Origin of the sequence: Vibrio sp. CCB-PB317 (assembly GCF_022808245.1) — a bacterium.
GTDB lineage: Bacteria > Pseudomonadota > Gammaproteobacteria > Enterobacterales > Vibrionaceae > Vibrio > Vibrio diabolicus.
Genome location: NZ_JALGNU010000002.1, coordinates 830,079 through 848,746 on the forward strand (window position 1 = coordinate 830,079; position 18,668 = coordinate 848,746).

The window sequence follows — 18,668 nt, forward strand, 5'->3', positions numbered from 1 at the left end:
TGCTCTTATGACGTCGGGTGAATAACGAAGCGATTTCTTCCTGCTTGCTTTGCGTCATACAAAGCTTGATCTGCGAAGAAAAACCATTGATCCCATTCTTGTTGAATAGTTTTTACGGACAGTCTGTCGACAGCCCCGAGAGAAATTGTCGCGTTTAATGACTTAGAGTCAACCACTAGTGGCGTGTTTTCCACGATATATCTCAATCGCTCCAAGAATTTAGCGCAATCTTCAGTTCTGTTTACTTCAAATAATAAGACAAACTCCTCTCCACCCCAACGGATGAGTAGGTCCCCAGAGCGAGTCGATTCATTAAATAACCTGGCAATATGAATTAACATCTTGTCGCCAATATCATGCCCATATTCATCGTTAAACGTTTTAAAATGATCGATATCTAATACGGCTAAGGCAAACGTTCTATCTGGGCTTCTACGAGCCATTTTATCCAGCCAAATGGGAAGGTAGCGACGGTTGTGCAATTGAGTTAATGGATCGGTAGTATTTTCTTGAGTGAGTGCTTTATTAATACGCCTAACGCGTAGTACGTAACGAAAGCCAACGACACCAATCGCTGCGATAGCGATAAAGTAGAACATTTCTCTATAGCGTTGTGAACGCAGCTCTGAAGCTTGCAACGCATTTTTCGTTTCTAGTAGCTTGAGTTCTTTCTGGGCTAACTTAGCTTCGAGGTCAAACTTAATGTTAATCATCTCTTCGCCGTGAATATGATGAGAAAATTCAGCTTCTAGCTCTCTTAATTGAGTTAAGTAACGAAAAGCCGCTTCAAAATTATTAAGGGTTTGATTCGCGTTTACTAGGACCGACAGCATATCAATGCGCTGTCGTATTTCTAGCTCATCGGTTGATTTAGTTTGCTCAAGTACGTTGATAGCTGTCGAAATAGCTTTATCGTATTGTTCATCTGCGAGGTATGCTTCTGCATATGCTTCATAACAAGGCATTTTCTTCGCCTCTACGTTTCCCGTGATAGGGAGAGCTACGCAACGTTGTGCAACCATCAACGCTTCATCAATTTTCCCTATCGAACTTAACATTTGTGAGAAGCTGGATAATGAATAGTGTTTGATGACGTCTGACCCCGTTTGCATTGAGAGTCGGATTGCTTCATTAAAATAGTATTCTGCCTTTTCGCTATCTCCACTGCTTAAGTGAACAATACTTAAGTTTGCGTAGATAACCCCAATGAAAAGGCTGTTGTCATATTGATATTCGCTGTTTAAATAGGTATCGAGTGCTTGCGTAAGGTAGCTACTGGCGCGAGCCCAATCGGATGCATCGATATAGACGGTACCGATGTTATTCAGCGTCATGGCAACTTGCATTTCAAATACGGTTCTCTCTAACAACTCATAGGCGGTCCGGTAATACTTGAGTCCGCTACGTAGTTGATTCCGTGAAACCTCTAAGTTCCCTAGCCAGCGATATGCTCTTCCTTCTAGCGCTAAATAGCCGAGATCGCGGGCTTCAGCGATGATGTCATGGAGTACAAGTTCTGCATTCCAATTGTCGTCTAGTTCAATCATGGTTACCGCTTTATTAAGCTGTGCTTCAGCGACTACCCACGGTAAATGATGCTCTGTCCCAAACTCAATTAAATCAGGCATATCTTTGGGCAGCGGAACGCCTTCGTAGCGCTTTAGGTATAGGCGCGCAAAGTAATAAAGCGCAAGAGATTCCGCTGACGCATTCTGTGGCGCAACTAATTCATCTTCTTCAATTGAGCGCGGCTTACCCATTGAACGAAAATAGAGATTGAGCATGGAGCTGCTTTGAGGAGAAATGTGTTCTTCCAGGTAGCTCTGTTTTTCTGTGTTGGCAAGTACATGGGTTGGATGGAAGAAGAATCCAAGTACTGAGAACAGCGCGCAAGTTAGCGTTTTAATCGGAAAGTGCATGAGCTTATTAATAAAATGTGATCTCGTTTAACCCTAATACTAGGTAAGTCTATCACTTCTTATTGGCTAAGTGCGGATGGATTCCGAGTTACAAACGGCTTGTGAAGAAAGTTTCGCGAAAGGTGAGGCTAATATTATGATTTATAATGATAAATCTGTTCAAAAGTGGAAAGATTGATTTAACGACAAGATAAACAGTACGACGAATCTAGTGTGTCGAACATTGTTAGTGGTGTAAGTTTCATCATTTAGTCGGTGCGATTCGCATCTCGAAAGATGGCTGGTTCGCTAAAAAATTATCTTTCTGTCATAAATATTTAATGTTTGTATGGGTTGTTAAAAAACTCGATATTAGACATAGTGTTATTAAGCCAATAAAAAATGGCTTTTATAATAAACAGGAGATTAACTATGCATAATGAAATGATTCAACCTTCACACTTCGGTATTATTGGCCGCACTTGTATCGCTTCAGTACTTATGATTGCGGGCGTTTTTGCTCTTATTTAAGAGTCAATGGTAACGATGGTTACCCGCTTAAGAGTAAGAAAATTCAGGGAATCACCTTAATCTCGTATAAGGTATTCCCCTGAAAATCCAACCTAATAACTACTTTTTAGCTGAAGAAGCTAAAAATCAATGCACTTACCGCTACAATGCCCGCAGTTAAAACAAAGTAAGTTGAGCCATTTCCACGATATTGTTTCAATGCATCGATTTTGTATACCGCTAACATTGGCATAATAAATAAGATCATCGCGATAACAGGCCCTGACAACGCTTCCATCATACCAAGAATGCTTGGGTTCATGATCGCTGCTGCCCAGATTGAAAAGAAAAGTACTGCAACGCTGATACGATCAACTCGCTTTTCAGACAGTTTAGAGTGTTTAGTAATTAAACCATTTAAGCTTTCGCGTGCACCTAAAAAGTGCCCAAGAAAAGAGGAAGTGATAGCAACAAAAGCCACCAAAGGACCAAGCGTTGCGATAAATGGGTTGTCTGTTGCATTGGTTAAATAAGACAGCACCGACACGTTTTGTTCTTTAGCTTGAGCCAATTGCTCTGGTGACAGCGCTAATACACACGAAAAGACAAAAATAAGCACAAACGCAATTAACATGATGCTAGTGCGTCGAAGAATTACTTCGGATTTCGCATCCGCTTGATCGCCATAATGGCGACGTTGCACATTTGCAAAGCTTGAAATCGCAGCTGCGTGACTAAACGAGAAAATAACCACAGGAACCGCTAACCACATAGTGCTAGCAAAAGCAGACGCTTCAGGGGCGTCCATGATTGGCATGGTCCAGTTTGGTATCAAGTAAAATGAAAGAAAGGCAAGAATAGCCACTAATGGGTAAACCATAATGGCAAAAGCCCGTAGCATGACTTTTTCGCCCGCCATCATAATGGCAATTAATGCAAACACTAGTACACCTGAAAGCAGAGGGCGAGGCAAAGAAGCCATATCAGCTTGGTTAACCATAAAACTGTCTACGGTATTGGTAATACCGACACCGTAAATTAACAGGATCGGGAAGATCGAAAGAAAATACAGCAGTGAAATAGAGCGACCCGCTTTTGCGCCAAAGTGCTCTTCCACTACATCAGTAAAGTCTGCATTTTTGATCTTGGAAGACAGTACAAAGCGAGCTAAACCACGGTGGGCAAGATAAGTCATTGGGAAAGCAAGCACAGCCATTGCGACTAACGGCCAAAACCCGCCAATACCAAGGTTGATCGGCAGAAATAGAATGCCTGCACCAACGGCTGTTCCAAACAGACTAAGGACCCAATGTGTGTCGTGTTTTGACCAAGATGTTGTTGTGTTTAATTCACTGGAATTTAACGCATTTCGAGATTCTTTCACTTAAAACTCGCTTTTATAAAAATAATAATGCGGAGAATGGTATAGGTTTTGGTGTTTGTTATCACATCGGAAGTGTGGTGAATCATGCTGAATATAAGGGGTGGTTGTAACTTATCAAACTATGAATTTTTTTAAAAACTAGAGTTTTAATCTAAAAATTAAGTAATAAATTGGTGTTATATTTCAAATTTTTACTGATGGATGGTTTTTGATTTTGTGGTTAAAACTTAATCATGGATGTATATGCTAAAGAAGCGTGCTCTTACTTAATGTGCCATGGTGCATATTGGAGAGTTAGCAAGTGTCAGGTCTATGAGTCCTGCATTTAGATGAGTTTTAGGTATATACTGCCGCCACAAATGTTAAAGGAGGAATTATTGAATGGACATTCTGTCTGCACATAAAGACGACTTATTGGCTGTGTATACGCTTGAAAATACTTTATTTGGAGAACATGCCTATCCTCAATTTTTCTTTCGACAAGCTTTTGATTGTTGGGGGGAAAGCTTACTAGTGGCGAAAGAGGGGGAGCAAGTCGCAGGGTATATTTTGCTGACGACAAGCACAAATGCGCAGCAATATTGGATCATGTCACTGGCTGTCGATACTCAACATCGTGGTAAGGGTATTGCGCGTTCTCTGATTGAAAGTGCCATCGCGCCGTTGAAGTTGGGCTCAAGTGTGAAGTTGACGGTCGATCCGAATAATCAGCCTGCATTGTCTTTGTACCTCTCCCTTGGCTTCAAAGTATTAAAAGAAGAAGCGCATTATTTCGGTGACGAAGAGTCTAGATTGGTCATGGAATTAGTAAAGTAACCCTGCACGATAATGAACGAAACTTGCACTCAATCAGTGCGCGGTATTACTTTGCAATAGTTTTTTACGTTCTAACGTTTTGTAAATTAAAGATTTTCAATCTTGGCACCTCGTTTGCTTTGAGATAAATGTTCATCGTTAACTCGATGCACCGCTCTCTATAGCAGGCGAGAGCGGGATAGGGTATTACTTTTGAAAATGTACTAACAGCGTTAAAGGCATTGCTGCCTCTCTCGATTCGGGAGAGGCTTTTTTTTGCCTGTAATTTAGGATTAGTCGCGCAGGAGGCGTTATGTCACAAGGGTGTAGAAAGACAACTTGTCCGTATTGCGGAGTAGGCTGCGGAATTGAAATCAGCAATAACAAGATTATTGGAGATGCGCTTCATCCGGCCAATTCCGGTTCACTGTGTGTAAAGGGTGTCGCATTAGCAGAAAGCTTAAAAATGCCTTCAAGGTTGCTCTACCCCAAGCTAAGGGAAAAAGAAGTGTCATGGCAGTCGGTCACAGACTTAATTGCACAAGAGATCCATCAAGCGAAAGCGGAGTTTGGACCAGATTCTGTCGCGATGTATGTTTCAGGGCAGTTGCTTACTGAAGATTACTACGTCGCGAACAAACTCATGAAAGGTTACGTGGGTAGCGCGAACATCGATACCAATTCCCGTTTATGCATGTCTTCGGCGGTTGCTGCTCACGTACGCGCATTTGGCGAAGATGTGGTTCCTGTCAATTACGACGACATTGATAATACCGAGCTGTTGATCATCTGCGGTGCGAATACCGCTTGGACGCATCCCGTGTTATTCCGTCGTGTTCAGCAAACGCGAGAGAATAATCCAAACCTTAAATTAGTGGTTATTGACCCGCGTGAAACGGTCACCGCGCAGCAAGCGGATTTGCATCTACCGATTAAAAACGATGGGGATGTGTCACTTTTTAATGGGCTGCTCAAGTTTCTTATCGAGCAGCAATGTATTGATTCTGAATACATAAATTCCCATACCGACGGGTTTGATGCGCTTGCAGAAGAAGTTTCTGATTTGCGTTACGATGTCACTAATCTAACCTCTTCCATTGGGATTTCAGAAGAAAAACTCACGACATTCTTCCAATGGTTTGCACAAAGCCCAACCGCAATCACGTTGTTTTGCCAAGGGGTTAACCAAGCCGAAAATGGTGTCGATAAAGGCAATGCCATTATTAATGCCCATTTGGCGTCAGGTAAAATTGCCAAGTCAGGTTGTGGGCCGTTTTCTATTACAGGTCAGCCGAATGCGATGGGTGGGCGAGAAGTTGGTGGATTGGCCAACCAGTTAGCGGTTCATCGTGCTTTTGACGCAGAGTCTATCAAGCAAGTGCAGGCGTTTTGGGATTCACCCGAAATTGCCACTCAGCCCGGTTTAAAAGCCGTTGAACTGTTTGAGGCGGTAGAACGTGGTGAGATTAAAGTTCTGTGGATCATGGCAACCAATCCCGTGGTTTCTTTGCCTGATAATCAGATGGTTAAGCGCGCGTTAGAGGCTTGTCCTTTTGTGATTGTGTCTGATATTACTGCGGAGTCGGACGTTGCTAAATATGCAGATGTTTTATTGCCAGCGGCTGGTTGGGGTGAAAAGCAAGGCATGGTGACTAACTCTGAACGTAGAATGTCTCGTCAACGTCAGTTTCAAGTACCACCTGGTGAAGCAAAACCAGATTGGTGGGCGATAAGCCAAGTCGGGCAAGCTTTGTGTACATTGGAAAAGACACAAAATGGCTTTGCGTTTACTTCTGAGCGGGCGGTATTCAGGGAATATGCGGCGATGACAGGTATGAATGCAGATTCGCCATTGAAGCTCGACCTGTCTCAACACGCGAACTTAACCGAGCAAGAATACGAAGAGTGGGTGCCGACACAATGGGGAGGAGAGCGCCCTTTTGCTGATGGAATCTATTCGCACCCAGATGGTAAAGCGCGTTTTGTCGTGACCAGTGAATTGCCTCAACGCTTAGAGAGAGCAAAAGGCTGGTGGCTCAATACGGGTAGACAACGCGACCAATGGCATACCATGACGCGTACAGGGCATATCGCACACCTTGCCGCCTCTGAGTTAGAGCCAACCGTGTACATGAACACACTCTCCGCCACTCAAAATCGCTTAAAAGCAGGACAACTCACCAAGCTGTTCCAGCCTACTTCAAACACCAGTATTTATGCCAAAGTGGCCATTGATGAAGGTTTGGGTTTTCAGGAGCTGTTTATGTCAATGCACTGGGCGGGCCGATATGGGGGTGAAAGCAGTGTTAACGCGATAATAAACAGCGCAAAAGACCCTATTTCTGGGCAACCTGCGTTTAAGTCGTCTTATGTTGAAGTGCAAGACGCAGCGGTAAAAACCTACGGTATGTTCATCGGGACACAGTTTGATTCCGGCAAGTTTCTCTACAGCGCATTTCAGGCAGAAAGTAATTTGGGCATCTGGCGCTTCGCACACGATAAACGACCAAAGAAGCAGAGTTTTTGTCGAACCGAAAAGAGTCGCAGGATCACGATTGATATTGCCCAAGGTTGGTTAGCGGTAGATTACGATCTTGTTGGAGACGTTCGTATCATTCGTTCTGTTTTGGTGGTGTCTAGTGAGCCGATTCAAACCGACTACACCAACTTTACAGGCTTGATTGGTAAGCCGATGGAGCTATCGCAACTGCTTACCATCACTCAATCGCAAAGCAGTGCCAAACTGGTTTGTAGTTGTTTCCGTGTCACCGATAAACAAATACATGACGCGATGGAGAAACAAGATTGCACGTCACTGACCCAGCTTCAAAACAAACTCAAATGCGGTACTAACTGTGGTTCGTGCGTTTCTCAAATCAAACAAATGGTCGACAGACTTCAGCATCAAAAGGGCAAACAGCAAGCGAGCCAGCAAAGTCTGGCGATGCAAATAAAGTAAATCATAAAGAGGATAAGCACATGGAAGCGCCTTATCAAAAGTCTTGGTTTAAGAAAGGACAAGCGAGTCAGAATCAAGAACGCTCGTCTCGCTTTTCTAAGCATGACCAAGCAAGCAAACTGAACCAACTTCTAGAAAATCACTCCGCAGATCTAGATGCGAACCACAAAGGTTTTGTCTCGATTGTCGGAGCAGGACCGCACGATCCAGACTTGTTAACCGTGAAGGCAGTGAAAGCGATTATATCGGCAGAGGTATTGCTATACGACCGTTTGGTTAACAAAGATATTTTGGAGTTGGCTTCGCCACAAGCCGATTGGATTTACGTGGGCAAACGATGCGGACAACCTAGTATTGGTCAGGAAGAAATCTGTAATTTGTTGGTGTCGCTCGCTCTACAAGGAAAGCGAGTTGTGCGCTTAAAAGGGGGAGATCCTTTTGTATTTGGTCGTGGAGGCGAAGAAGCATTAGCACTCGTCAAACACTCTATCGCTTACGAAGTCATCCCCGGTATTACTGCTGCGATTGGATGTTCAGCAAACAGCTTGATTCCGCTGACTCATCGTGGCGTTGCTCGCAGCGTTACCTTTGTTACAGGGCAAGTGGTAACAGGCGCATTTGAAGCGTGGAGCCAACTGATGCAAAGCGGACAAACATTGGTGTTCTACATGGGATTAGAAAAATCGGCAGACATACAAATCGGTTTAGTCGGCGCTGGTTTGAACCAAGATTTCCCTGTTGCGGTCATCACTCATGGTTGCAGCCCTCAGCAGCAAGTTCATGTGACCCAACTCAATCAGCTCAATGAGTTATCGATTACACTTAAAGGCATCAGCCCAGCATTGATTGTGATGGGAGAAGTTGTCAAACTGCGCGAACAACTAATAGAAACCGTACAGTCAGTGACGGAATACGAGGGAATATGAGCAGCATTTTGGAATGTATCAGAACAGTCGGTCGTGGCGAACGTGGTAGAAAACCACTGAACTTTGATCAAGCGTTTCGAGTTATGGATGAATACCTAAACGGAGAGTGCGATGATGATCAAATGGCAATGCTGCTGATGCTGATCCGCGTACAAAACGAGACTCAACAAGAAATCGCTGGCTTTGTAAAAGCATTCCAATCCCGCATGCCTGCTATTGGTGCAGACATCGACTGGCCATGTTACGCAGGCAAACGTGAAGCGGCAGGTCAGCCTTGGCACCTGTTGGCAGCGAAGATCCTTGCCGATAATGGTCATAAAGTGCTGATGCATGGCTATCACGACCGTCAATCTGGACGTTTACACGCCGAAGATTACCTCGGCAAATTTGCTATTACGAAAGCGGAATCAGCAGAAGACGCAAAGCGTGTGTTAGAAACACAAAACATCGTGTATCTACCGCTCAGTGCATTTGCTCCTCAAGCAGAAACCATGATCGGTTGGAAGAATCGTTATGGGCTTAGAACGCCGATTAATACCGTGGTTCGAGCATTGAATCCGGGGCAAGCAACGGTTGGTATTCGTGGTAGCTTCCATCCTGGTTTCCAACAACTTCATGCAGAAGTCGAATATGAAATCGGTCAAACCGCTCACGCCGTTGTGTCATTCAAAGGGCAATCGGGCGAATCAGAATACAACCCGAAAGTAAGCCAAACGGTATGGTTAAGCCAAACAAGCGGCGTGACATCGCACTACTGGACGGAGCAAATGCTGTCTGAGGTGCCAATGCCTACGAACTGTCCGTTTGGGACGTCAGAAGATGACATGAACCAAATGGCGAATACGGTTTTGGCAACGATGACAGTTGTACTCTTTGCTCAAGTGCACGATAGGGAACAGGCCTTTGAACATGCGTTTACTTATTGGGAAAACTATTGTTGTGGCAGTTAATCCTGTGACGAGCTAACCGCGAAACGTTGTTGGATCGGAATCCTTTATCTATTGTTTGTGTAAGCTTGTCAGTGATGTATTTATCACTTGAAGTGTCTCACAGCTGATTGGGGCAAACATCAGTGAGGCCTGATGAGTTTACTTTTCGATAAGAAATGAGGACAAGGATAATGGTTCTAAAGCACTCAAATTCTAACAACAAGGCGTCACATCCCATTCCACAAGAAGCTTTCGATTGGTATGACGAATACGCACATGGCAAAATCTCTCGTCGAGAGTTTCTCAACCGTCTTGGTGGCCTCGCTGTTTTAGGTTTTAGTATGACGGCCCTGGTTGATGCTCTGACTCCAAATTATGCACTCGCAGAGCAAGTTTCCTTTAATGATCCTGAGATCAAAGCAACCTATGAAACCTTTGCTTCGCCCAATGGACATGGGGAAGGTCGCGGCTATTTGGTTGTGCCACAAAAGAAGACCTTAAAATCGCCGACAGTGTTGGTGATTCATGAAAATCGAGGTCTAAACCCATACATCAAAGATGTCGCCAGAAGACTCGCGAAAGACGGCTTTATTGCTTTCGCTCCTGACGCGCTTTATCCACTCGGTGGCTATCCGGGGAACGACGATGAAGGTCGCGCCATGCAGAAAGAGATGGACAGAGCCAAGATCGAACAAGATTTTACTGCTGCTGCTAATTTCATTAAACACTACGAGGGTGGGAACGGTAAATTGGGCGCAGTTGGGTTCTGCTTCGGTGGATACATCGTCAATATGCTTGCAGCGGTAATGCCAGAAGAGCTGGATGCAGGTGTGCCTTTCTACGGAACACCAGCGGCGCAAGAGATTCAAAAGCAGGTCAAAGGGCCGTTGATGATTCACTTCGCAGGGCTCGATAAGCGCGTCAACGACACATGGCCTGCCTATGAGCAGCAATTGATCGCGAACGATGCGCAATATCAGGCGTTAATGTATGAAAACGTCAACCATGGCTTCCATAACGACTCAACGGCTCGCTACGCACCAGAAGAAGCGGCGCTCGCGTGGGAACGCACACTAGGTTTCTTCAAAGAACATCTCGCCTCTAGTTAAAACGCTTCAACTTTAATTGGCACAGTCCTTGTTATGTCTCTCTTAGTGAGTGAGATATAAACAAGGAATGTGCATGACTCGATCAACGTCAAAAACACCCATCATAGTGTGCTGTGATAGCCTTCAAGAGCAGGCTCGACTGTCCGGCTTGTTGAGCAAAGATTACGACAACATCGTTGGCTGCCAATTGGCACAACTAGAAACTTTGATGCAGCGAGAACCATCGGCACGCGTTGTTGTTGGATGGCAGCAGCCGACGGCGGAACTGCGTTTGATTGTCGATTTCTGTCGCAGAAAATCGGCACCACTCCTTATCGTGCTGAAGCAACTATCATCCAATGATATCAATCGGTTATCAGAAAAAATGGATTATGTTCTCATGCCACATGATAGTGAGTTTGCACTTCAACCCTGGATTGAACATGCGACATTAGTGAGAGCGAAATTCGAAAGTATGCAATCGGAAATTGAATCGCTGACCCATAAGATTGAAGAGCGCAAGCTGGTGGAAAAAGCCAAAGGTCTGCTGATGAAGATGCACAGTGTTGATGAAGATCAGGCTTATAAAGCGCTTAGAAATTCAGCCATGCAATCGAGCCAAACGCTCTCACAAGTGGCGAAGAATCTGATTACGGCATTGCAGTTAATGGATTAACTTCTCTACTACTTTGGGGTTATGGCAGAAATTCTACCGTGGTGCGTGTTGCACTAACAGCAAGCAAAAACAGTTGCTTGGTTACGAGGGTAGACTCTAATGTGCTGTATTTAAAGTAGAAAATAAGTTGGCACAGTACTTGGATTAGTTAAAACGGGTTTATTGTTGAATCGCTTATCTCAATTATCAACGGCGGTAATTGTAGACTTAGCAACGGCGCTACTGCTCTTCGGAGTAGTGGCGCTTTTTTTATGGGAGCAAACCAATGAAATGGAGTTCGATGCTGAAAGTGTCAGCAATTTCGTTATCGGTATTCACCACGGTCAGCGTAAAGGCAGAGTTGGGTGAGCCAGAAATTGAAGACCTGAAGTTTGGTTTTATTAAGTTAACCGATATGGCACCGCTGGCGGTTGCTTATGAGAAAGGCTTTTTTGAAGACGAAGGCTTGTACGTCACTTTAGAAGCGCAAGCAAACTGGAAGGTGCTCTTAGACCGAGTCATCGATGGTGAGCTTGCTGGCGCTCACATGCTTGCTGGTCAACCATTGGGCGCGACGATTGGTGTCGGCACAAAAGCAGAAGTGATTACCGCGTTCAGTATGGATTTGAACGGTAACGCAATCACGGTTTCCAATGATACTTGGGAGCAGATGAAGCAGTACATTCCAAAACAACCAGATGGCAAGCCTGTTCACCCAATCAAAGCAGATGCCTTAAAACCAGTTGTCGACAGATATCTGGATAAAGGCAACCCGTTCAACATGGGCATGGTGTTCCCTGTATCGACGCACAACTACGAGTTGCGATACTGGTTAGCGGCAGGTGGGATTCATCCAGGCTTTTATGCACCAGAATCCGGTGACAACAGTGGCCAGTTGGATGCTGACGTTCTTTTGAGTGTTACACCGCCACCACAAATGCCAGCGACAATGGAAGCGGGCACGATCAAAGGGTACTGCGTAGGCGAACCATGGAACCAACAAGCCGTATTCAAAGGCATTGGTACGCCCGTCGTGACCGACTACGAAATCTGGAAGAACAACCCAGAGAAAGTATTTGGTGTTTCCAAAGCTTGGGCTGAGAAGTATCCAAACACGCACATTCGCGTAGTGAAAGCCTTGATTCGAGCTGCACATTGGTTGGATGAAAACGACAATGCCAACCGCCAAGAAGCAGTGAAGATGCTATCAAAAAGCGAGTATGTGGGAGCCGATGCCGAAGTTATCGCTAACTCAATGACCGGCACATTTGAATACGAGAAAGGTGATAAACGCGACGTGCCAGACTTCAACGTGTTCTTCCGTCATAACGCCACTTATCCGTATTACAGCGATGCGATTTGGTACCTGACCCAAATGCGTCGCTGGGGACAGATCTCAAGCGAGAAATCCGATGATTGGTACATGGATGTGGCAAAAGAGGTTTACCGTCCAGATATCTACCAACAAGCAGCTCAAGCGCTAATTGAAGATGGTGTGTTGAGCAAAAAAGACTTCCCAGATTTCAGTGCTGAAGATGGTTTCCGTGCGCCACAAACACACTTTATCGACAACATCGTTTATGACGGTCGTGAGCCAAATAAATATCTAGAGAAGTTCTCTATCGGGCTTAAAGGAAAAGACAAGGTTTAACCATAACGATAAACGCCACAGGCGAGGGGATTCGCTTGTGGCAACAAGGATGTAAATTTCTTAGGAGTGAGTATGTCTAGTAACGTCATTTCCCTTTTTCCTGCTAAGCAGGTAGTGAACCGAAGTCGGTTGGTGCTTTTACCCGTCATTGGTTTGCTGATCTTTTTGGCAATGTGGCACTTAGCGGCGAGAGAAGTGCAAACCTCATTAGGTACGCTACCGGGACCAGTGCAAACTTTTCAGCAGTTCAGCAACCTTGTCGATGATCATTGGCAAGAGCGAGAGAAGGAACAAGCGTTTATCGAGCGTCAGGAAAAGCGCAATGCTGCGAAGTTAGCCAAGAATCCGGACGCCGAAGTGAAGATTCGTCCTTACACAGGTAAGCCTACGTTCTTCGACCAAATTGTGACGAGCTTAGTGACTGTGACAGCGGGCTTTTTGCTGGCGACGGTTATCGCGATTCCACTTGGCATCGTGCTTGGTCTTAATCAAGGGCTGTATCAAGCCTTTAACCCAATCATTCAATTGCTCAAGCCCGTATCACCTTTAGCTTGGCTACCCATCGTTACCATGGTGGTGAGTGCCACTTATGTGAGTGATGACCCGATGTTTGCTAAGTCGTTCATTAACTCTCTGATCACAGTGGCGCTGTGTAGCTTATGGCCGACGCTGATTAACACTGCTGTGGGTGTAACAAGCGTTGATAAAGACTTAATCAACGTGAGCAAAGTGCTCCAACTTTCGTGGTGGCAGCACATACGCACCATCGTTTTACCTTCTGCCATTCCAATGATCTTCACAGGTTTACGTCTCTCTTTAGGTATCGCTTGGATGGTATTGATTGCGGCAGAAATGCTCGCGCAGAACCCAGGGTTAGGCAAGTTTGTTTGGGATGAGTTCCAGAACGGCAGTTCAGTATCACTGGGGCGTATCATGGTGGCGGTCATCACCATTGGCTTTATCGGTTTGATGCTCGATAGAGGCATGCTGCAACTTCAAAAGTGGCTTTCTTGGAATAAACAACAAGCGTTGAGATAAGGGAAAAGATCATGGAAAAAGCATTATTAGATCTAACGCGATTAGGGATGCGATTCCCAACGCCAGATGGTGAGTTCATCGCGCTTAAGAACGTCGATTTGCAAATCAATAAAGGCGAGTTTGTATCGCTGATTGGTCACTCTGGTTGCGGTAAATCAACGGTATTGAACTTAGTCGCAGGGCTACACATGCCAACAGACGGTGGCGTGATCGTCGATGGACGAGAAGTAGCTGGACCGGGACCAGACCGCGCAGTGGTGTTCCAAAACCATTCATTATTGCCTTGGCTCACCGTGTATCAAAACGTTGAGCTCGCAGTAAAACAAATTGCCGGCAAAAAGGGCAAAGCGTGGATTCAGGAACAAGTGAATCACTACTTGGAGTTGATTCAAATGCAGCATGCCGCGCACAAAAAGCCGGATGAAATATCGGGCGGTATGAAACAGCGAGTCGGCATCGCCAGAGCACTGGCACTTCAACCAAAGGTTTTGCTGATGGATGAACCATTTGGCGCGTTGGATGCGTTAACACGTGCGCACTTACAGGATGCATTGATGAAGATCCAAGCCGAGCTAAACAACACCGTCATCATGATTACCCATGACGTGGATGAAGCGGTGTTGCTATCCGACAAAATCGTGATGATGACTAACGGACCGGCAGCAACAATTGGTGAAGTGTTAGAAGTGAATCTATCGCGCCCTCGTGAGCGTGTGGCACTGGCGGATGATGTGCAGTATCAGAAGTGTCGACAAGCGGTGCTGAAGTTCCTTTACGAGAAGCAATCCAAAGTCGAGATTCCTGCTTCGAAAGAAGACAAACCCAAAACCGCAGCGCAAACGGCATAAGGAGGCAGCGATGAACAGTCCTTTAACGATTCCAGTAAAGAACGCATTGAGCCACATCGTTGTGGTAGGCAACGGTATGGTCGGGCAACACCTCGTCGAGCAATTAGTGCAGAAAAACGCGCATTTGGAGCACCGAATTACCGTTATTGGTGCAGAGCGTTTTATCGCGTATGACCGTGTACAACTCTCTTCTTTATTTGCGGGTAAGTCCTATGATGATTTGATGCTGAGTAACCAAGAATGGTACGACATGCATGGCATCCAACTAGTACTTGGCAGCCAAGTAACAGGCATCGACAGAGAGCAAAAGCGTATTCTGCTTGATGGTGAAGATGTGCTGGGTTACGACCAACTTGTGCTCGCGACCGGTTCCTACCCATTTGTGCCGCCAATTGAAGGTAAAGACCGCGACAACGTGTTTGTCTACCGTACGCTTGATGACCTTTCACAAATCAAAAAAGCATGTGAAGGCGCAAAAACAGGCGCAGTAATTGGCGGTGGCTTATTGGGTTTAGAGGCGGCAAATGCACTCAAACTATTGGGGCTAGAAACTCACGTTATTGAATTTGCGCCTCGTCTGATGCCCGTACAGTTAGATGATGGTGCTGGCTTAGTGCTGAAAGAGAAGATTGAAGCGCTAGGGCTAACAGTACACACCTCAACGGGTACGGAACGAATCTGCGATGGTGAAACGGCTAAGCATCGTATGGTGTTTAAAGACAAAGATCCTCTCGAAGTTGATGTGATAGTCTTCTCCGCAGGCATTCGCCCTCAAGATGAGTTGGCAAGGCTGGCTGAGCTAGAAGTAGGTGAGCGAGGTGGCATTGTGATTAACAACCAATGCCAAACCAGCGATGAGAATATTTACGCGATTGGCGAATGTGCCCTTTGGGAGCAGAAGATCTTTGGTTTAGTCGCACCCGGTTACACCATGGCGAGAACCACCGCCGATGTCTTGACTGGGATGCCGAGCGAAGGTTTTAAAGGTGCAGACATGAGCACTAAACTCAAGCTGCTTGGAGTGGATGTGGCGTCTATCGGCGATGCACAAATGCAAACCGAAGGCGCACAAGAAATGGTATTGCAAGATGCGGTTGCAGGCATCTACAAAAAGCTGGTGGTTGATGCGAGTGGCACTCAATTGCTTGGTGCGATTCTCGTTGGTGACAACAGCGACTACGATGCGCTCTTACAGTGTTATTTGAACAAAACTGTCCTGCCAGACCACGCGGCGAACCTGCTGTTTGATACCGGAATGCTGGATGGAGAGATGCCAGACAGCGCCATAATCTGTTCTTGTCACAACGTCACAAAAGGTGACTTAGTTGCCGAGATTCAAGCTGGCACAACCAACCTGACGGACCTTAAAGCCAACACCAAAGCCGGTACTGGCTGTGGTGGCTGTAGCAATATGGTGAAGTCGGTATTGGATACGCAATTGGCAGCCATGGGGGTAGAGGTTAACAACCACCTTTGTGAGCACTTTGAGTTAAGTCGCCAAGAGATGTTCCATATTTGCCAAGTGGAACAGATCAAAGACTTCGACACCTTAATCGCACTGCATGGCAAAGGGCATGGGTGTGATATCTGTAAGCCGACAGCAGCATCTGTGTTTGCTTCTTTGTGGAATGAACACATCATGGAGCCACAGCATCAATCTCTGCAAGATTCTAACGATGCCTTTATGGCTAACCTGCAAAAAGACGGCTCTTACTCGATTGTACCTCGTGTTCCGGGGGGCGAAATTACACCAGACAAACTCATCGTACTTGGTGAAGTCGCTCAGCAATACGATCTGTACACCAAGATCACTGGCGGTCAGCGCGTGGATTTATTTGGCGCGCAGTTAGAACAGCTTCCTGAAATCTGGCAAACCTTAATTGATGCTGGTTTTGAAACAGGGCACGCCTACGGTAAATCGGTGCGCACCGTGAAATCGTGCGTGGGTTCTACTTGGTGTCGTTATGGTGTTGATGATTCAGTTGGATTAGCCATTGAGTTAGAGAACCGCTACAAAGGATTGCGAGCGCCCCATAAGCTTAAGTTTGCCGTATCGGGCTGTACTCGCGAGTGTGCAGAAGCGCAAAGTAAAGACATTGGGGTGATCGCCACCGAAAACGGCTGGAATCTATACGTTTGTGGTAATGGCGGCATGAGACCAAGACACGCTGATTTGTTTGCATCCGACTTATCCAAATCAGAGTTGATCACCATGATTGACCGAGTATTGATGTTCTACGTCAGCACCGCAGATCGCTTGCAGCGTACGTCAGTGTGGATGGAGAACATGGAAGGGGGCTTAGACTACCTTAAACAAGTGATTTTGGATGACTCTCTGAATCTATGTGATTCATTGGATGAGCAAATGGCACGAGTCGTAGATACCTATCAGTGTGAGTGGAAGAGTACGTTGGATAATCCTCAAAAACTGCAGCGCTTCCGTCCTTTCTTGAACAGCACGTCGGGCAGCAAAGTCTTGCCGTACCAACGTGTGCGCGGTCAGCGTATTCCGGTGAAACAGGAGGTGTAAATGGCAGCTTTAACCAAAGTGAAATTGTGTCAGTTTGATGACCTAATGCCGTTCATCGGTGCCACTGTGTTGATTGAAGGCGAGCATGTCGCGTTATTCTACATTCCTGATAGCGGTGTTTACGCCGTTCAAGATTGGGACCCAATAGGCAAGGCTTACGTGATGAGTCGAGGGATTGTCGGCGATATTGATGGTGAGATGTGTGTTGCGTCACCACTGTACAAACAGCATTTCAGCCTAAAGAGCGGGCAGTGTTTGGAAGACGAAGCGCACTGTCTAAAAACGTGGCAAGTAACGGTCGACGATAATCAGGTTTGTTACTTAGTCGAAGAATGATCCTCGAAATTAGCTTGCTCGATATGAATAAATTATTGGCGTAAGAGACAAGCGAATAAGGCTCCAGAGACAGCACAGTGTGGCTCTGGAGCTTTTGACTATTTGCAAGAATTCACTTGTAGCTCGGTATAGCCAGTCGAGTCGTCCATCGCTCTGGTAAACTCAAGTTCTGGATAAGAATGGATGATCAATTCTGCGGTGGTGTCTATAACCGTGCCTTCCATTAAATGCCCGCCCCAGACTCGTCCATCACGATCAGACACCGAGATATGAACGTGCTGATGTTCAGGCGTCAGTGTTCCCATCACAGAGACGATTTCAAATGGCTCTTGTTTGGTTAACGTACACTCTGCACCTGCCAAACGAAGATTGAGGTCAGAGACACAGCCAACGCATGAGGCAATAGAGCCTGCTTTGATACCGTGCTTCTCGACCAATTTCGCTAGGCTCAGCTTTAAGTCCATGCCTTTGGTAAGACGAACTGCTATCACTTCAATCGACATATTACTTCCTAATTAAAACCAGCAAGCAGGAAAGCGCCGTATCCAAGTCTGCATAACGTTTGGCTTTGCCAAGTACGCGCATACCTTGCATGTTGTTGAGAACGAAACGAGCGAGCTCTTCTGGTTTCAGCGTTTTCGGCACTAAGGTTTCTTTTTGCGCATTGGTTAGTGAATCCGCAATGATGTCGATAAGATGGTCAAACAAAAAATGCCCTTTGCGCAGCACGTCATCGTCTTCGCCAGCGTGCTCAATCAACGCATTTTGAATAAAACACCCACAGTTGCGTTTGCGTTGCAGCTCAGCAAAAGATTTAAGGAACGATTCCAATTCAGGTAAAGACGCGTCGTCTTTTTCCAAATCATTCAGTGACGGTAGCGAGACCTTCTTCAAGTAAGTATCGAGCGCCTCGTAGTAGAGCTGTTGCTTGTCACCATAGGTGTTGTAAAGACTGAAGCGGTTGATGTTCAACTCGTCGGTGAGATCAGAAATGGATGTATTAGCGAAACCTTTGCGCCAAAAAACGTCCATAGCGACTAATAGTTTTTCTTCTCGATCGAAGTTGGCTTTTCTTGCCATATGCGTACCTACCTGAGCGGTTTTTCTCAAACCACTCCTAA

At 45.7% G+C, this 18,668-nt stretch carries 15 protein-coding genes; 11 read left to right on the plus strand and 4 right to left on the minus strand.

What is annotated here, in order from left to right; genetic code table 11:
- Positions 1-5: 5 nt before the first annotated feature.
- Both MTR11_RS12840 and MTR11_RS12845 read right to left on the minus strand, forming a co-directional pair.
- On the minus strand, positions 6-1,919 hold the full coding sequence (locus MTR11_RS12840; RefSeq protein WP_243327789.1) for a tetratricopeptide repeat-containing diguanylate cyclase: 1,914 nt from the start codon (positions 1,917-1,919) through the stop codon (positions 6-8).
- Positions 1,920-2,535: 616 nt separating this feature from the next.
- Positions 2,536-3,792, minus strand: coding sequence for an aromatic amino acid transport family protein (locus MTR11_RS12845; RefSeq protein WP_243327790.1), 1,257 nt, complete (start codon positions 3,790-3,792; stop codon positions 2,536-2,538).
- 381 nt (positions 3,793-4,173) lie between these two features.
- On the opposite strand from MTR11_RS12845, the gene MTR11_RS12850 reads away from it, so the two are divergent.
- From MTR11_RS12850 to nirD, 11 genes are all read left to right on the plus strand, one after another.
- Positions 4,174-4,608 carry a GNAT family N-acetyltransferase gene (locus MTR11_RS12850; RefSeq protein ID WP_005395641.1) on the plus strand — a complete coding sequence of 145 codons (435 nt, stop codon included), beginning with the start codon at positions 4,174-4,176 and terminating at the stop codon, positions 4,606-4,608.
- A 292-nt stretch (positions 4,609-4,900) separates the two neighbouring features.
- Positions 4,901-7,546 carry a nitrate reductase gene (locus MTR11_RS12855; RefSeq protein WP_243327791.1) on the plus strand — a complete coding sequence of 882 codons (2,646 nt, stop codon included), beginning with the start codon at positions 4,901-4,903 and terminating at the stop codon, positions 7,544-7,546.
- Between the two features lie 20 nt (positions 7,547-7,566).
- Positions 7,567-8,472, plus strand: coding sequence for a uroporphyrinogen-III C-methyltransferase (gene cobA, locus MTR11_RS12860; protein WP_124008001.1), 906 nt, complete (start codon positions 7,567-7,569; stop codon positions 8,470-8,472).
- Entirely contained in the window at positions 8,469-9,422 is a 954-nt protein-coding gene (locus MTR11_RS12865) for a glycosyl transferase family protein (RefSeq protein WP_243327792.1), read from the plus strand. Before cobA ends, MTR11_RS12865 begins: the two co-directional genes overlap by 4 nt.
- Positions 9,423-9,592: 170 nt before the next feature.
- Positions 9,593-10,510 carry a dienelactone hydrolase family protein gene (locus MTR11_RS12870; protein WP_243327793.1) on the plus strand — a complete coding sequence of 306 codons (918 nt, stop codon included), beginning with the start codon at positions 9,593-9,595 and terminating at the stop codon, positions 10,508-10,510.
- A gap of 73 nt (positions 10,511-10,583) precedes the next feature.
- Positions 10,584-11,165 carry an ANTAR domain-containing response regulator gene (locus MTR11_RS12875; protein ID WP_182018475.1) on the plus strand — a complete coding sequence of 194 codons (582 nt, stop codon included), beginning with the start codon at positions 10,584-10,586 and terminating at the stop codon, positions 11,163-11,165.
- A gap of 265 nt (positions 11,166-11,430) precedes the next feature.
- A complete protein-coding gene (locus tag MTR11_RS12880; RefSeq protein ID WP_243327794.1) occupies positions 11,431-12,795 on the plus strand; it encodes a CmpA/NrtA family ABC transporter substrate-binding protein in 1,365 nt (454 codons plus the stop codon).
- Positions 12,796-12,867: 72 nt separating this feature from the next.
- On the plus strand, positions 12,868-13,833 hold the full coding sequence (locus MTR11_RS12885) for an ABC transporter permease (protein WP_243327795.1): 966 nt from the start codon (positions 12,868-12,870) through the stop codon (positions 13,831-13,833).
- Positions 13,834-13,844: 11 nt separating this feature from the next.
- Positions 13,845-14,681, plus strand: coding sequence for an ABC transporter ATP-binding protein (locus tag MTR11_RS12890; RefSeq protein WP_243327796.1), 837 nt, complete (start codon positions 13,845-13,847; stop codon positions 14,679-14,681).
- Positions 14,682-14,691: 10 nt separating this feature from the next.
- Positions 14,692-17,211: a nitrite reductase large subunit NirB gene (gene nirB, locus MTR11_RS12895; RefSeq protein WP_243327797.1), complete on the plus strand. Its 2,520-nt coding sequence runs from the start codon at positions 14,692-14,694 to the stop codon at positions 17,209-17,211.
- A complete protein-coding gene (gene nirD, locus MTR11_RS12900) occupies positions 17,212-17,547 on the plus strand; it encodes a nitrite reductase small subunit NirD (RefSeq protein ID WP_124007993.1) in 336 nt (111 codons plus the stop codon). It abuts the gene before it with no gap.
- A 98-nt stretch (positions 17,548-17,645) separates the two neighbouring features.
- Here the strand turns inward: nirD and MTR11_RS12905 are convergent, their stop codons facing one another.
- Together MTR11_RS12905 and MTR11_RS12910 are read right to left on the minus strand one after the other, a co-directional pair.
- Positions 17,646-18,050 carry a PPC domain-containing DNA-binding protein gene (locus MTR11_RS12905; protein ID WP_054868037.1) on the minus strand — a complete coding sequence of 135 codons (405 nt, stop codon included), beginning with the start codon at positions 18,048-18,050 and terminating at the stop codon, positions 17,646-17,648.
- Between the two features lies 1 nt (position 18,051).
- Positions 18,052-18,627, minus strand: a complete 576-nt coding sequence (locus MTR11_RS12910) for a TetR/AcrR family transcriptional regulator (protein ID WP_047009250.1) — start codon at positions 18,625-18,627, stop codon at positions 18,052-18,054.
- Positions 18,628-18,668 lie beyond the last annotated feature (41 nt).

Coding starts and splice junctions, on each gene's coding strand:
- MTR11_RS12840 (WP_243327789.1), bottom strand. CDS start 1,919: ATGCACTTTCCGATTAAAACGCTAACTTGCGCGCTGTTCTCAGTACTT.
- MTR11_RS12850 (WP_005395641.1), top strand. CDS start 4,174: ATGGACATTCTGTCTGCACATAAAGACGACTTATTGGCTGTGTATACG.
- MTR11_RS12855 (WP_243327791.1), top strand. CDS start 4,901: ATGTCACAAGGGTGTAGAAAGACAACTTGTCCGTATTGCGGAGTAGGC.
- cobA (WP_124008001.1), top strand. CDS start 7,567: ATGGAAGCGCCTTATCAAAAGTCTTGGTTTAAGAAAGGACAAGCGAGT.
- MTR11_RS12865 (WP_243327792.1), top strand. CDS start 8,469: ATGAGCAGCATTTTGGAATGTATCAGAACAGTCGGTCGTGGCGAACGT.
- MTR11_RS12870 (WP_243327793.1), top strand. CDS start 9,593: ATGGTTCTAAAGCACTCAAATTCTAACAACAAGGCGTCACATCCCATT.
- MTR11_RS12875 (WP_182018475.1), top strand. CDS start 10,584: ATGACTCGATCAACGTCAAAAACACCCATCATAGTGTGCTGTGATAGC.
- MTR11_RS12880 (WP_243327794.1), top strand. CDS start 11,431: ATGAAATGGAGTTCGATGCTGAAAGTGTCAGCAATTTCGTTATCGGTA.
- MTR11_RS12885 (WP_243327795.1), top strand. CDS start 12,868: ATGTCTAGTAACGTCATTTCCCTTTTTCCTGCTAAGCAGGTAGTGAAC.
- MTR11_RS12890 (WP_243327796.1), top strand. CDS start 13,845: ATGGAAAAAGCATTATTAGATCTAACGCGATTAGGGATGCGATTCCCA.
- nirB (WP_243327797.1), top strand. CDS start 14,692: ATGAACAGTCCTTTAACGATTCCAGTAAAGAACGCATTGAGCCACATC.
- nirD (WP_124007993.1), top strand. CDS start 17,212: ATGGCAGCTTTAACCAAAGTGAAATTGTGTCAGTTTGATGACCTAATG.
- MTR11_RS12905 (WP_054868037.1), bottom strand. CDS start 18,050: ATGTCGATTGAAGTGATAGCAGTTCGTCTTACCAAAGGCATGGACTTA.
- MTR11_RS12910 (WP_047009250.1), bottom strand. CDS start 18,627: ATGGCAAGAAAAGCCAACTTCGATCGAGAAGAAAAACTATTAGTCGCT.